Origin of the sequence: Lutibacter sp., from assembly GCF_013041805.1 — a bacterium.
Classification (GTDB): domain Bacteria; phylum Bacteroidota; class Bacteroidia; order Flavobacteriales; family Flavobacteriaceae; genus Lutibacter.
The window spans coordinates 1-15,738 of sequence record NZ_JABDRI010000009.1; the positions used below are offsets into that span (position 1 = coordinate 1).

The window sequence follows — 15,738 nt, forward strand, 5'->3', positions numbered from 1 at the left end:
GAATTATCACTTAATGTAGTAATTATTTTATTTGGTTTTTCTTTTTTCATTTCTATTAATTAGACTTTTATTAAACCGTATGGTTTAATGTGATTTTAAAAATTCTTCAATTTTTTTTACAGCATGAAAATAGGATGCTTTTAAGGCACCCACTGAAGTGTCAAGAACCTCAGACATATCAGTATATTTCATTTCATCAAAATATTTCATATTAAAAACCAATTGCTGCTTTTGAGGTAAGGTAAAAATAGCTTTTTGCAATAATTGCTGAATCTCATCACCTGAATAATTTTGATCATCTTGTAACTCATCAGCCATTTTATGCTGTAATTCACTGATATCTACTTGTTGTTTTTTAGCTTTTTTGTTTATAAATGTAATTGCTTCGTTTGTTGCAATTCGATACATCCAAGAATATAGTTTGCTATTTTCTTTGAATGAATGTATGTTTTTAAAAATTTTAATAAATGTATTTTGAAGGACATCATCAGTATCATCATGTGATAAAACAATTTTACGAATATGCCAATATAAACGTTCTTTATAGAGCGACATTAACTTTCGAAAAGCTTGTTCTTGCGAATCGGGATTTTTAAGTTGGGAAACTAGTAATTCTTCGTCTTGCACGTGCTACATTTTAATATTAGACGTTGAAAGTTACTAAAGGTTTAATTTAAAAACAAAATTTACTTCAAATTCTCAAATCTTATTTTGAATACCCAAATAATCGATCTCTTTTAATAATTTCAGGAATTCCAATAGGAAGCATTTCTTCCCAGCCATTCTCTCCATTTGAAATCATTTCTAAAACCGTTCTTGAATATACGCCTAATATATCAGGATTGTAATCTTTAATGTCTACAACCTTCCCATTGTATTTAAAGAATTTATATAATTCTTTCATACGCGGATGTACCATTAAATTTTCACTTGTTTTAATTTCTCCAGTATTTCTATCTTTAAGAGGGTATAAGTATACCTTAAGGTCTTTAAAGAATAATTTACCAAAAGCTTCTAAAATTCCTCCACTTAAATTACGGTAATATTTTTCGTTAAAAATTTGCACAAAATTACTGACACCCATAGCTAAGCCAATACTCCCTTTTGTGAATTCAGATAAATATTCAACCAATTTGTAGTATTCTTGATAATTGGTAATCATAACATTTTGGCCAAGAGAACAAAGTAACTCAGCTCTTTCTAAAAAGTCTCTTTCATCAATTTCTCCCTCATCAGAAATTAAGTTTGTTAATGTAATCTCAAAAATAATTTTAGTATTGTCTTTGTTAACCTTTTTTTTATTGATAAATAGTTGTTCTGCAAGTTCAAGCATGTCCATATTTACTTTAGTTACAGGTCTAAAACTACCTCGCAGCGCTAAAATATTTGCTTTATATAGTTGTTGAGCAGGTAATAGATTATTTCCATCTGGCCCAAACATTACAGCATTAGTCATCCTGTTTTTAACTAATAATAAACTCATTAATCGGTTGTCAACATCTGAAAAACAAGGTCCAGAAAAATTAATCATGTCAATTTCAAGTTGAACTTCATGCAAGTTATCATACAATGATTTCAATAATTCTTTTGGCTTATTATTTAAGTAAAATGCTCCATAAATTAAGTTTACACCTAAAACACCCAGTGTTTCCTGTTGTAATTTTACGTCAGTTTCTTTAAATCTAACATGTAAAATAATTTCATTATAATTTTCCAAAGGATCTAATTGAAACTTTAATCCAACCCAACCATGTCCTTTAAACTTTTTGGCAAAATCTATAGTCGTTACTGTGTTTGCATATGAAAAAAACACCTTTCCAGGGTGATTTTTTCTGCTTAATCTATCTTCTGTAAGTTCAATTTCACGATGAAGTATTTTTTTCAATCGTTCTTCGGTAACATAGCGACCATCCTCTTCAACACCATAAATAGCATCAGAAAAATGTTTATCATAAGCACTCATTGCTTTGGCAATAGTTCCTGAAGCTCCACCAGATCTAAAAAAATGACGAACAGTTTCTTGGCCAGCACCTATTTCAGCAAATGTTCCATAAATATATTTATTCAAATTTATTTTAAGCGCTTTTGCTTTACTTGATGGAACATCATTTATTTCTGTATCACCTTTTAACTTTAGAGTCATTTTAATTTTTTAGTTTTTGCAAAAGTACTAAAAAAGGAGAGTTATTAGAAATTAACAAAAAAAGAAGGGTGAAAAATTAATTTGCACCCTTCTTTTACGCGTTTTATCTTATGAAATATTACATATTCTTAAGTTCACTTACCAATTCAGTTAATGCACTCTTGGCATCTCCAAACAGCATAGAAGTCTTAGTGTTAAAGAACAACTCATTTTGAATTCCTGCATAACCAGCATTCATAGTACGTTTGTTAACAATAATATGTTTGGAATTTTCAACATCTAAAATTGGCATTCCATAAATAGGACTAGATGGATCGTTATGTGCAGCTGGATTCACAACATCATTAGCACCAACTACTAAAACAACATCTGTATTTGGAAACTGAGGGTTGATATCATCCATTTCAATTAACTTGTCATAATCTACATTACTTTCAGCTAATAAAACGTTCATATGACCGGGCATACGACCTGCTACTGGATGAATTGCATATGATACATCAACACCTTTTTCAGTTAATACTTGTTCAAGTTCGTGAATTACATGTTGTGCTTGTGCAACTGCTAAACCATAGCCTGGTACAATTACCACTTTATTTGCATAATTTAAGAGTACAGCAGAATCACTTGCAGTTGTTTTTTTAATAGTTCCACCTGTTTTTCCTGTTGCACCGGCAACTACAGCATCACCACCAAATGCACCAAAAATTACATTAGAAAGCGATCTATTCATACCTTCACACATTACAAAGGTTAAAATTAAACCAGCAGAACCAACTAAAATACCACCAACTAACATCACCATGTTTCCATATAATACACCAGTTATTGCAGCTGCAATACCAGTTAAAGAGTTTAGTAACGAAATTACTACAGGCATATCAGCACCACCAATAGGGAATACAAATAAAAGCCCATAAATAAGTGAAGCGAAAAGTAAAGCATAAATAAGAAGTGTGCTACTTGCACCTCCCATTACTATATAAGCACCAAACGCAACGAGACCTAAAAATAATACATTGTTTATTAAATTATATTTCGGTAATCTGATGTCTTTTAAAGAACCATTTAGTTTTCCGAAAGCAACTAAACTTCCTGAAAAAGTAATACTACCAATAATTATAGCTGCAATTACAGTAGAAGTTTGTGCAATATCTCCTGAATTATTTCCATATTCTACTAATCCAATTAGCATAGCACTTGCTCCTCCAAAACCATTGAATAAAGATACTAATTCTGGCATTTTTGTCATTTCAACTTTCATAGCTATTAGCCATCCAATTAAACTACCAACAAATAAGGCTGCCCCAATTAGTATATAATTAATATTTGATACTGTAAAGTCATGTAAAAATATAGTACCAATAATTGCAAGAACCATACCTACAGCAGCAATAAAGTTACCTTTTTTAGCTGTTTCTGGATGTCCTAACATTTTTAAACCTATAACAAATGTTATGGTTGAAATCAAATAGATAATACTTAACGTTATACTCATTATTTTCTCTTTTTAAACATTTGTAACATACGGTCGGTTACGGCAAAACCACCAACTACATTTATAATTCCTAATACTACAGCAACAAAACCTAAACCTAAAGCTAAGTAATCATTTGGATCTGCTTGTAACATTACTAAAAGTGCACCAACAATTACAACACCACTTAAGGCATTTGCTCCTGACATTAGAGGAGTGTGTAATACCGATGGTACATTTTTTATTAATTCTACACCAATAAATATCGCTAAAATCAGGATATATATTAATTCTAAATTATTGCTAATAAATTCTAATAATTCATTCATATTTATTCAGTTTTAGTTTTTTCTAATTTTTCCTTCATGCACAATTAATGTACCATCGGTTATTTCTTCTTCTAATTCCCATTTGAACTCATTGTTTTCATCTGTTAAGTGCAGTAAAAAAGTATACATATTTTTTGCATACAACTCACTAGCATTTGTAGAAACACTTAACGGAGCCATAGTTGTTCCAATAATTTTAACACCGTTTTTAATTATAGTTTTATCCATTACACTTAACTCGCAGTTTCCGCCTTGCGCAGCTGCTAAATCAATAATAATAGCACCATTTTTCATTTGTTCAACTTGCTCTCCAGAAATAAGTACAGGTGCTTTTCTTCCAGGTACCATAGCAGTTGTGATCACTAAATCAGCTTGGAATAATGATTTATTAACAGCCTCTTTTTGTCTTCTAGCATAATCTTCAGAAGCTTCTTTGGCATAACCACCTTCCGATTCTTCACCAGTATTATCAACAGAAATAAATTTAGCACCTAAAGATTCAGTTTGCTCCTTAGTTTCCATTCTAATATCAGTAGCTTCAACAACAGCACCTAAACGTTTTGCGGTAGCAATAGCTTGCAATCCTGCAACTCCTACACCATAAATTAATACTTTAGCAGGAATTATAGTCCCAGCAGCAGTCATCATTAATGGAAATATTTTGGTCATTTCTTGCGCTCCAGTAATTACAGCTTTATAACCAGCTAAGTTACTTTGAGAACTTAACACATCCATATCTTGTGCTCTAGATATTCTAGGCATTGCATCCATAGAAAAGGCAGTTGCGCCAGTTTTAGCAATTGCCTCTATTAATTCTGGCTGTGATTTATAATATAACTGACTCATTAAAATTTGACCTTTAGAAACATGTTTCAAATCTTCTTCATCAAATGGGTTAATTTTAATAAGGACTTTAGAGTCTTTAAAAACAACCTCTTTTTTTGCTATTAAAGCTCCAACTTCTGTATAGTCAGAATCTTTGAAAGAGGAGGCAGCTCCTGATCCTTCTTCAATTACAACCTCAAACCCTTTTCCAATAAGTTGTTTGGCTATATTTGGAGAAATAGATACGCGTTTCTCTTTCGTTTTTGTTTCATTTAATACGCCTATTTTCATATATGTATTGTTTTATGATGTGAAATTATATATAATATTTGAACTTTTAAATTTTTGCTAAATATATAAATAAGAAAACTAGCAGAAAGGCTAGTTGAAATTATGTGTGAACTAAAAATTATAGATATAAATAGGACTACAAAAACAATGATAATTTCATAAGATGAATTTATATAATATTTTTTTTTGTTATCCATATGGGTTATTAAAAAATAATGATGCAAAAGTACATTATTAACTGTTTACAAAGGTTGACAAAAATCAAGTTTTGTTAACATTTTTAGATTATCATTTTGTATATATTTATAGTAAAGATTTAAATAAGGTAGTTTTGATGCACAACTTGTTTTTTAAAAGCGTTTGTGCTTTTTAAATTTAAATTATATTTGCTTTTTGAATTAAATTAATGAAAATTAAAATTACTTTTTTAGGTACTGGTACATCACAAGGTATTCCTGTTATTAATAGTGTTCATCCGGTTTGCTTATCTACTGATAAAAGAGACAAGCGTTTAAGGGTTTCTATTTTGGTTGAATGGGATAATTTTACCTATGTGGTAGACTGTGGACCAGATTTTAGATATCAAATGTTAAGAGCAAATGTTTCTAAAATTGACGGAGTGTTATTTACACATGAACATGCTGATCATACAGCAGGTTTAGATGATTTAAGACCTTTTAGTTTTAGTTTGGGAGCTGTACCTATTTATGCACATAACAGAGTTTTAAAGTATTTAGCAACTAGATTTGATTACATTTTAAATGACAACAACAAATATCCCGGAGCACCTAGTGTTAAGCAAATAGAAATTGATAAACAACCTTTTTTATTGGGAAATCTAAAAGTGATTCCAATTGAAGTTCAACATGGAAAACTTTCTATTTTTGGATTTAGATTTGATAATATTGCTTATTTAACAGATGTTAAAACAATTTCGGAAGAAGAAAAAGTAAAGCTTGAGAATTTAGATGTGTTAATTCTAAATGCAGTAAGAATTAAACCCCACCATTCTCATTTAAATTTAGAAGAAGCATTAGCTTTGATAGACGAATTGAAACCAAAAAAAGCTTATTTAACACATATCAGTCAATATTTAGGGTTTCACGCTGAAGTTGAAAAGTTACTGCCAACAAATGTATATTTAGCCTATGACGAATTAGCTATTGAAGTTTAAAATAGTACTTAGACGTTAATCAAACCATTTCTTTTTTTTAATAAAATAGAGATTAATTAGAGTCAATAGAATCATAATGGCTAGAATAATAAAATAACCAAATTCAGAATCTAATTCGGGCATGTTTTTAAAGTTCATACCATAAATTCCTGCTAAAAATGTGAGTGGTATAAAAATCACAGAAATAATTGTGAGTGTTTTCATAACTTCATTCAATCTATGATTTTGAATATTGAAAATTAAGTTAATGCTACTTTCAAATTGCTGTAAATCAAAATCTATATCATCAATTAAAAAACTTGCTTGTTCCTTCAATTCACTAAAATAGTGTGTCTCAAAATTTTCTAGTTCTAGTTTTTCAATTCTGCTTATAGCTTCTCTTAAACTACTTATGGCTTTTTTAAGAATAAATAAATTTTGTTTATTATTTTCAATTATAATAGCGAATTCTGGGCTTGGTTTTACTTTTGAGAGATCTTTTAATTCTGTACTCTTTTCAACTAATTTTTCATATGCCAAATAGTAATTATCAATTATTGCTTCTATAATTCTATAAAGTAAATAGTCAGCTTTCTTTTTACGTATCGTTCCTTTGTAACTCGCAATTCGCTCTCTAATATGTTCAAAATAATCTCCAGATTTTTCTTGAATACTCCAAACATAATTTGGTGATGCAATGAACATCATTTGTTCATCATAGAATGATGAATTTTCGTAATGAAAAGTTTTAAGTGTTAAAAAAATACAATCACTTAATTCAATCACTTTATTTCTTTGATCAGTATCAATTATTAAATTCGATAAAAACTCATCAAAATTATTTTGTTTAATTAATTTTTTTAAGATTTCTTGATAATTAAAGCCATAAACATTTAACCATTCAACAGATTTTACACTGTTTTTAAGTACAATTTCATCAGTAGAAATAAAAGTATTTCTTGTGAAATCACTTTCTGAGTATTCAATAATTGATGAGTTTTTTAAAAAAGACTCAATCTTTTTATTTTCCATTTGGTTTAGTGAAGCAGTCATTTTTTTAATTTTAGTAAGTCAGGTATACTTTTTAAATATACAATTTTTATTCTTTTAAAGCCCATTCTACTGCTTTTTCGGCATGGATTTTTGTTGTATTGAATATTGGTATTGTAACATCTTTTTCTTTAATAAGTAAAGGAATTTCTGTACAACCTAGAATGACTCCTTGCGATCCTCTTTTTTCTAAATTATGAATGATATTTTTATAAACTTCTTTAGAGCTATTATTTATTTTACCTTGAACCAATTCATTATAAATAATATTATGTACTAATTGCCGCTCCTTTTTTGTTGGAATTAAAACTTCGATTCCAAAATTATTAGTTAGGAGTTCCTTATAAAATTCTTTTTCCATTGTGAATTTTGTTCCTAATAAAGCAACTTTTGAAAGTTTCTTTTTATTAATTTCTTGTCCAGTAGCTTCGGCAATATGCAAAAAAGGTATTGAAATATTTTTAAGAATAGCTTCACTGCATAAATGCATGGTATTGGTACAAAGTACTACTAAATCTGCTCCTGCCAATTCTAAATTTTTTGCAGCATCTGCCATTAAAGTGTTGAGAGCTTCCCAATTACCTTCATGTTGTAACTTTTCTACTTCTGCAAAATTCACTGAAATCATAATATTTTTACATGAATGAAATCCACCCAATACTTCTTGTACTTTTTTGTTTATGAGTTCATAATATACTAATGAAGATTCCCAACTCATTCCACCAATTAATCCTATTGTTTTCATTAAAAAGTTTATTTAGTATTTAGTATAAATTAGTTCTAGTGTTTTATACATTGTGTTCTTAATTTCTGAAGTTGATTTTTGATAATGATTATTCATATAGCTAAAAATTAAAACTGTACCTTTTTTTGTAATTAAATAACCACTCAAATTATAATTGTTTGACAGTGAACCTGTTTTAGCAAATATGTATGGATTTTTATTCTCATTCCAATTTTTTAAAGTTCCTGATTTTCCTGCAATTGGGAAATAATTTAAAAGCGTATCTAAACCTATTTCATTGTACATTTTATCTAATATATAAACAAAATTATTTGGGGTAAATAAATTATATCTTGATAATCCAGAGCCGTCGACCCATCGAGGTTTTTGAGGTATATCGTTTAAATAATTTTCTAGAGAGTATTCAATTGCTGATTCTACGGAATATACATTTAAAACTTCTTTTCCAACTTGAAGAAGTAATTGTTCGGCAATAAAATTATCACTTTCGATAAGCATTTTTTTATAGAGCTCATTGTAATGTATACCTCTTAAAACTTTAAAATTATACTCTTTTAAAGCAGGAATTGCTTTAATCTCTTTTTGAATTTGATCACCTAATAACTCAGCTACTAATTGATTAGATGTTATGAAAGGCACTTCCTTTTCTACTTTGCTATCTTTTTGAAGGTAAAAATTATTAGTAAATAATTCTCTATAAAATGAGGTGGAATCAACAATTTTTACTTGTTGCTTAAAATAGGAGGGAGTAGAGCTAACCAAACTATCAGTCATCGAAAATTTTACAATATTTCCATAGATGGGAAATAAATTTTTCTCAGGCATATAGTAATATTGATAATCATCCCAAGCCCAGCCACTTCCGTAAGCAGTTTCTTTTATAGCTTCATCTAGTAAATAAATAGGGGCAGTTTCTTTGTGTAAGAAATCTATAACTTTAGTAGAATTAGCTCCATATAAAAATGAAGGGTCTGCAGTTCCTTTGATGATCAAAGAATCTTGTGATTTATAATAAGCTAAACTGGCAACAGAATCTTGTAATGCTTTATAAGCCGCATAAAATGTAAATAATTTGGTGTTAGAAGCCGGTGTAAAATATTTTTGCCCGTTGTAATTAATTAGTTCTTCTTTTGTTGAGGGATTGTAAAGTACAAATCCTTTAAACGATGCATTTACGTTATTTTCTTTTTTAAAATTACGAGTAATTTTATGAGTTATACTGCACGATACAAGTATGAGTATGCTAATTAATAAGAATAAAAATTTAAATAGATAGTTCAATATTTCGTAGAATAGATTATTTATTAAATGTAAGTAATTATTTTATTTTTGATTCATTTCTATCAGTGTTGTTATTAATTTTGTTAAATCAATATCCTCTGGTACTGGTATAAAAAGTTCTTCGTTATGAGACAAAGTTCTATCGGTATAATAATAAACGAAATTAAGACCATAAAAAGGAGATTCAATTTTTTGTACTTTTTTTAACCCTGAAAGTGGAAAATCCCAGTTATGAAAATACCCATTAATATAGGCATATTTTGCTCCAATTAATATTTTTCCATCACCTTTTAAATTACTTTTTTTGTAATAAAATGGCATTCCATATGAGAAGGAAGCTAAAAATAAGATTAACCCAATGAGTATTAAAAACATAAATAATTTCCCTTCATCAATAACTAAAATAAATATTCCAAAAACAACAATTGCTATGGCTGCAATTGAATATAATATGAACTTATTGTTATTTTTTTCATTCTCAAATAAATAGTTTGCATAACTTTCTTTTTGTTCACTTGTTAATGTCCACTCAGCTAATAAATTTTCACCAGTAACTAAGGTTTGTTTTTTTTCTTCTCTACTTTTAAACATATAGCTTATTACAATTGAAGATAAAACAATAAAGAAAGATAGAAAGGCAATAGCAGGATGTATAGGAAGCATATCTAAGTCTAGAAATGCAAGTATAACAATTAGTAAAAAAAATCCTGTAACGTATTTGGCTATTTTTGAGGCGTTTAATTTGCTATTTCCACCTGAAATTTCTCTATTTATTTTAGAAAAGTTTTTTGTGTTCGTTGTTGGCTCTTTAGATTTAATAATCGTATCCCTACTTTTCTTGGGTTGTTCATTTTCTTCAATAGGAACCTGAATGATATTTCCGCAATTAGTGCAAAATTTTGCATTCATTTTTAATTTAGCACCACAGTTTTTACAATAGTTCATTTACTTTAATTTTAGTAATTAGATAACTTTATTTACGTAAACTTTGTATTTGATATCTAATAGAGAGAATAGAATTAATTAATGTGTTTAAATAATTATCAACAGGTGCAATTAATACTTTTCCTGTTCCTGTAAATGTATTTACAATTCCTTCTCCTGAAATTAGTGTTGAAAAAATTCCTTTAGTTGCTTTTGAAACATTTAATTCAATGCCAGATGTACGAGCAATAGCAAAAGCACCATCAACAACCAATTTTCCATTAGTTAATTCTACTTCTTCAATTGGACCCGCTGATGTAATAATTACTTTGCCAGTTCCTGATACCACTGTTTGAAACCATTTTTCACCTGAAAATATGGCGCTTATTGCTTTATTTGTATACGAGCCTATTTCTATATTAATGTCTGATGCAAAGTATGCACCTCTGTCTAAAATCCATTCTTCATTCTCTAAATTTAAAATAGTAAATTCACCAAATGAAGGCTGTAAAAACACGGTTCCTGAGCCTTTTATAACTGGTTTAACAATGGCTTCTTTAGTTATCATTGATTTAAAAATTTTACCAATTCCAGGAGCCTTTGATTGTAACTCAAGATTACCATTCATATAGTGCATTGCACCTGATTCATAGCGAAAGGCAGCATTATCCAACTCAACTTTAATTAAGTTTAAGCGCTCTTTATTTACCACCTCAAAGGTTACTTCTCCTAAAATTTCTTCGATTATAGGTTGAGTTTCTACTTCTTTGATTTGAGTACCGCAATTTTCGCAAAATGCACTACTTTCATTTAACTTGCTTCCACAATTTGAACAAAATGCCATAATTTAAATTTTTAATTTTCCTTTAATATAGATAATATAAACGCTACCAAAGGAATCATAAAATATTTTTCCTTCAAAATAGTCGTTAGATTTTAATTGAATTATATATTTCATTCTTTCTTTTTCTTTACCAAAACCTTCGGTATAAGAAAATGTATATAATCCATCTTTTAAAATAGGGTTGTATTTATAAAGAAACATTAAACCCCTTTCGCTTTTTTCATATGTTGCGGAAGGTAAATTTATAAAACCTAAACTTAATGAATTCTTATATTCCTCGTTCATTTTTTTAATAGCTTTTTCTGTATTAATAAGATCTGTTTCTAGTATAACTTTCTTCCTTTCCTTTGATGCACTCATATACTCAGAAAAATTATCCATAGATTCAAATAGCTTTTTTGACTCATAAAAAGACAACTCCCATGGTCCATCAGCTAGCTCTAGTTCTTCTACTTCTTCAATATATCCTAATTCTATCAATTCCTCTCGGTATTTCTCTTTTCCTCCATCAGGGTTGTACCATATTTGTATCAATCTGGCGACTGTTTTTGCAGGGATAATACCACCTTCATTTACGCCTAAAAACCCAACTTTACTTTTTGTGTCTTTTAGTATCATGTCTTTAATTTTGTAAAGCCTATGAAGTCGAAGCTCAAAAGATGTTTGTTCGGTATAGCCAAATCTATATTTGTTTAAAAGATTTGCATCTTCAAAAATTTTGATAAGCTTAATATTTTGTTCTTTTAACTTTTCAATTTCCTTTTCTTCTTTTTCTCGTTGTATAAATTTTTTTCTTAAATTTTCTTTTGTTTCATCTTCAATGATTTCTAAGGCTCTAGTACCTAAATCCTCAACCTTAACACCTTTTGAAAGGGCATACTTTGCTTTTGCATCTCTTAGTAATTGAGGTTTAAGCCCTTTCATTTGTATCCAAACTTCATCAAAATTTCCAGGTTCAACATCGTAACCCCAAAAAGGAACAGCACTCTGTGATCCATTTACAAAAACTTTATATGCAGCTTCTAGTTCTTGATCTCTCCATCTAACTATTTGTTGGTCAGTTATTTTTGCAGCTTCTCTAAATAGTTTTGTCATTGGAAATGAATTTATAATTTCATTTGATAAATCCTTTGCTGCTTGCTCTAAATTGCCTTCAGATAAAGCACGAGCAATATTTATTCCAGTATTTATCTTAGAAGCATTTTCTGTGATAGAACCTAAAAGTGTTTTTGCGTTGCTATCTTCGGTAACAACTTTAACTATTGTTTTACCAGCTAATATAGCAACGTCCTGACCGAATTGATCCATTTTATTATCATTATAACTTACTAAAAGTTTTTGGTAATCACTTTCATTCATAATTGATTCTACAATGTCTTGGGTTAAACTTTTATTCCCTAAACCCAAATACTTACCTAGAACTTGTTGAACAATCTTTTCCGTGGCTTGTCTTGAGGGGGCATTGTTATTTTTAGTTGACCATTGCTCAACGGCTGCTTTATCAGCATAATCATCAATCCTTTCTTCTTTTGTTGGTTTTGTTTTAGCAAACAAACTGAAATGATAAGTTTCAAATGTTAAATACTTATTTTTTAAGTTAATTTCTGAAGGTTTAAAATAATCCCATTGTTTTCCATTAAAGTATCCAACCCATAAATCTTCAGGATGTTCTAAATTAGAAATTTCTTCATCAAATAATTTTAGTTTTATGGTTACGGGTTCATTTAGTCGTTTTGATTTCTGATCTATTGAAATATTAAAAGGTTTTCCAAATAATTTAGCTCTTTTTTTATCAAAAACAGGTATATTTTCTGATACAACAACATTTAAATTTACTTCTTGATCAAAGGTATTTTTAGGTATTTCTAGTTGTATTTCATTTTTATCTAATTCTCCAATGATGGTTTCAGAAAATTGAAGGTTTTCATTTAATTCCTCTCTATCAGTATTATCGTCTGAATAATCAACTATTTCTTCTTGTGAAATAGAAGTAACTTCAATATCCTCATCTGAATCATCGCCTAAATGATAAAGGATTATAGAACCTATAATAATAAATGCTAAAAAGCCTACTATAATTTTTCCTATTGTTTTTAAAATGCCCCCTTTTTCCTTTTTTATAGTAGGATTTGATGTTGTAGTTAAGATTGGCTGTGGTTTACTTTTTCGGATTATATTTTTCTCAGGAACCACTTTGTTTGTTGTTACTCCTTCAATTATTTCGGTTCCACATTCAGCGCAAAATTTTTCATCTTTTTCAAATAGAGTATTGCATTTTGGGCAAGTGTTTACATCAACTTTTATTACTTGGGTTTGTTGAATTATTTTTTCTCCACAGGAACCACAGAAAAGAGCTCCTTCATTTAGTTTATTTCCGCACTTTGGACAGTTTATCATAGTTTATTTTTTAATACCTGCTTTTAGTAATATGTTTTAGTTTTTTTGATTTCTCTTCCTTTCCTTTGGAAATATTTAGTACTTCAACAAACAATAGAGCAATATTGTATTTTTTTATTCTTCGTAAATCGCCTTTTCATATATATTTATATATTTTCCATTCGCTCCTTTTTCCTTCCCAGAAAAATAATAATAATAACCACTTATAAATTTACCATTTTGATATATTCTTTCCTTTCCAATTCCTCCCGGTATTTCGGAATCATATTCTATTTGAGTACCGTCTTTTTTGCCATCTTTGTAATTCTCAATTTTACTCCAATCCTCTTTACTTTTATAATGAATATAAGTTGTTTGGATTCCGTCCAGAACACCATTTTTATAATTTTGGATTTTCTCAACCCCTCCTTGAGTATCTGGTTTTATGAAATACTTTATCCATTTCCCATGCCACAGTCCATTATTATAATTCCCTTCTTGAATAAGTATATTTTCATTGTCGGTACGGTAACGTTTATAAGGACCATGTGGTAAGATATACCATATTGTTTCTTGTCCTTCACCTGGATTCCCCGTAAGCCAAGGACCTTCATTGTTTTCTCCTCTTCCACTGTACACTTTGTCTCTATACTCTTTGGAATATCCAATATGAAACTTGCTTGCAAAATAATGGGATTCAAAGGTCTTACTACCTATCTTAGAAACATCTACAAATTCTTTCAAACCTGAATATTCCACATCAACAGGTTCTTCATCCGCTTCTACTATCTCTTCTTCAATCTCTTCAACCACCTCAATACTTACCGAAGTACTTGCGGTACTCCCCATGCAATCTTTGAGTGTAATAGTAAAATTTTCAATACCAGGTACTACAGATGCATACCAAAACACGGTTACTTCAGAATCATCAGAGATATTACTGTTGATTTCACCAACAGAACTATAATATGGAATACCACCTTTTACAAAAACAGGAATATCAATAGATTGGCCTATATATACTCGCTCAGGCGCAGCTACTCTAGTTATTGAAAAATCTGCGGCATTGGCAATCTTTTCATCAATTAATCTAATGAGTTGCTGAGTTTTAGAGATTGCAGTTAATCCTCCTATTTCTGGATAAATTTTTAAATTATTGTTTAAAATAGTTAGTGCCTCAGCTGCGTATATTTTGGCGATATGTAATTCTACCCCTTTTTTATAAAAATTTGCTGCTTTTTGGTAAGGATGCCTAGCTGTATTTATTACTTCATTAATAAGCTGATTCCGTTCTGCATTCTGTGCTTTGTCTTCTAATTCTCCATGTAATTCATAAAGCTTATCCAGGTCATCAATCCGGTTATTTAGCATAAATTTATCAAGTTTAGAAAGTAAGAATTGTGCATTATTAACTTGCCCTGATTTTATTTTGTTGCTGATATTAAGTAATTGACGACGAACAAGTATGGCATTGTCGATTCTTTCATTCTCCTCTGCATTTTTTGCTGCTTCTCGCTCTTTTACAAGCATTAATACCTCGGTAGTTAATGTTGAAACTCGATCGGCGGTAAAAGCAACAACCAATCCAGGTCCAAAACCACCAATGGCTGTGACAGTAGCGTTGGATGCTGCACCTGCTAATGCAGTCCCAGCTGTACCTACAACATAACCAACCCCTTTGCTTGTGGCATTTATGGCTTTAATTTCGGGTTCATCATCGCTATAATAAATATCATAGGCATCATATAATACAAAAACACCATCAACGACTGCTCCAACAACACCTCCTGGTCCTTTTCCCGGAGTTTCTAAATCGGTAATATTTTTCCAATCGGTTACAGATTTTGTTTTTAAATAATCCAGAAATGCTTTGGCTCTTCCCGGAGGTAAACCATTAGCTACATCTTTTAACTTTGTTATTAAGGCTCTTGGAATTTTCCCTCCACTAGCTATTATATCATCAATTTTAGAGACTGCTTTTAGAGCTGTATTCCCTGCTTTATCACCAACTCCGGCAATAACATTTTTTAAAGCGTTGGTGTTTTTGCCCAAAGTTTCAACAGATGATGCCACAAAACTATTTAATTGACGTGGAGACATCTCGGCTAGCTTTGAAAGATTAGAGCTTGACATTTTTGAAAGCTTAGATAAGAAATCTTTGCTCTGCTTTTCAGTCATATATTTTACAGACTTCCATATTTCTTGTGAGGCTTTTGAAACAAGTGCACGATTATTTTTGTCCATTGCCGCTCTGGTTAATTCTGTTGATATTTTTTTGACAATCTCAGATTGTGAATGAG

At 29.9% G+C, this 15,738-nt stretch carries 13 protein-coding genes; 1 reads left to right on the top strand and 12 read right to left on the bottom strand.

What is annotated here, in order from left to right; genetic code table 11:
- Positions 1-84: 84 nt before the first annotated feature.
- The 5 genes from HKP59_RS00665 to HKP59_RS00685 all read right to left on the bottom strand — a co-directional run bounded on the left by HKP59_RS00665 (position 85) and on the right by HKP59_RS00685 (position 5,065).
- Positions 85-627, bottom strand: a complete 543-nt coding sequence (locus HKP59_RS00665) for an RNA polymerase sigma factor (RefSeq protein WP_291802583.1) — start codon at positions 625-627, stop codon at positions 85-87.
- Positions 628-706: 79 nt separating this feature from the next.
- The gene (locus tag HKP59_RS00670; protein ID WP_291802585.1) at positions 707-2,143 is read right to left on the bottom strand and encodes a TonB-dependent receptor; all 1,437 of its coding nucleotides are present in this window, start codon (positions 2,141-2,143) and stop codon (positions 707-709) included.
- 118 nt (positions 2,144-2,261) lie between these two features.
- Positions 2,262-3,641, bottom strand: a complete 1,380-nt coding sequence (locus HKP59_RS00675) for an NAD(P)(+) transhydrogenase (Re/Si-specific) subunit beta (protein ID WP_291802587.1) — start codon at positions 3,639-3,641, stop codon at positions 2,262-2,264.
- Positions 3,641-3,949 (bottom strand): NAD(P) transhydrogenase subunit alpha, encoded by a 309-nt coding sequence (locus HKP59_RS00680; RefSeq protein ID WP_291802588.1) that lies wholly within the window; start codon positions 3,947-3,949, stop codon positions 3,641-3,643. Before HKP59_RS00680 ends, HKP59_RS00675 begins: the two co-directional genes overlap by 1 nt.
- A gap of 12 nt (positions 3,950-3,961) precedes the next feature.
- Positions 3,962-5,065 carry a Re/Si-specific NAD(P)(+) transhydrogenase subunit alpha gene (locus tag HKP59_RS00685; protein WP_291802589.1) on the bottom strand — a complete coding sequence of 368 codons (1,104 nt, stop codon included), beginning with the start codon at positions 5,063-5,065 and terminating at the stop codon, positions 3,962-3,964.
- 412 nt (positions 5,066-5,477) lie between these two features.
- Between HKP59_RS00685 and HKP59_RS00690 the strand changes: the two genes are divergently transcribed.
- The gene (locus HKP59_RS00690; protein ID WP_291802617.1) at positions 5,478-6,239 is read left to right on the top strand and encodes an MBL fold metallo-hydrolase; all 762 of its coding nucleotides are present in this window, start codon (positions 5,478-5,480) and stop codon (positions 6,237-6,239) included.
- A gap of 15 nt (positions 6,240-6,254) precedes the next feature.
- On the opposite strand, the gene HKP59_RS00695 is transcribed toward HKP59_RS00690, so the two are convergent.
- From HKP59_RS00695 to HKP59_RS00725, 7 genes are all read right to left on the bottom strand, one after another.
- A complete protein-coding gene (locus HKP59_RS00695; protein WP_291802590.1) occupies positions 6,255-7,271 on the bottom strand; it encodes a magnesium and cobalt transport protein CorA in 1,017 nt (338 codons plus the stop codon).
- 46 nt (positions 7,272-7,317) lie between these two features.
- A complete protein-coding gene (locus HKP59_RS00700) occupies positions 7,318-8,013 on the bottom strand; it encodes an aspartate/glutamate racemase family protein (protein WP_291802591.1) in 696 nt (231 codons plus the stop codon).
- A 12-nt stretch (positions 8,014-8,025) separates the two neighbouring features.
- Complete coding sequence (locus HKP59_RS00705; protein ID WP_291802592.1) at positions 8,026-9,294, bottom strand: D-alanyl-D-alanine carboxypeptidase; 1,269 nt, start codon at positions 9,292-9,294, stop codon at positions 8,026-8,028.
- A gap of 42 nt (positions 9,295-9,336) precedes the next feature.
- Positions 9,337-10,239 (bottom strand): zinc ribbon domain-containing protein, encoded by a 903-nt coding sequence (locus HKP59_RS00710; RefSeq protein WP_291802593.1) that lies wholly within the window; start codon positions 10,237-10,239, stop codon positions 9,337-9,339.
- 28 nt (positions 10,240-10,267) lie between these two features.
- Complete coding sequence (locus tag HKP59_RS00715; RefSeq protein ID WP_291802594.1) at positions 10,268-11,062, bottom strand: AIM24 family protein; 795 nt, start codon at positions 11,060-11,062, stop codon at positions 10,268-10,270.
- A gap of 3 nt (positions 11,063-11,065) precedes the next feature.
- A complete protein-coding gene (locus HKP59_RS00720) occupies positions 11,066-13,459 on the bottom strand; it encodes a zinc ribbon domain-containing protein (RefSeq protein ID WP_291802595.1) in 2,394 nt (797 codons plus the stop codon).
- Between the two features lie 114 nt (positions 13,460-13,573).
- Positions 13,574-15,616 carry a hypothetical protein gene (locus HKP59_RS00725; protein ID WP_291802596.1) on the bottom strand — a complete coding sequence of 681 codons (2,043 nt, stop codon included), beginning with the start codon at positions 15,614-15,616 and terminating at the stop codon, positions 13,574-13,576.
- Between the last annotated feature and the right edge of the window lie 122 nt (positions 15,617-15,738).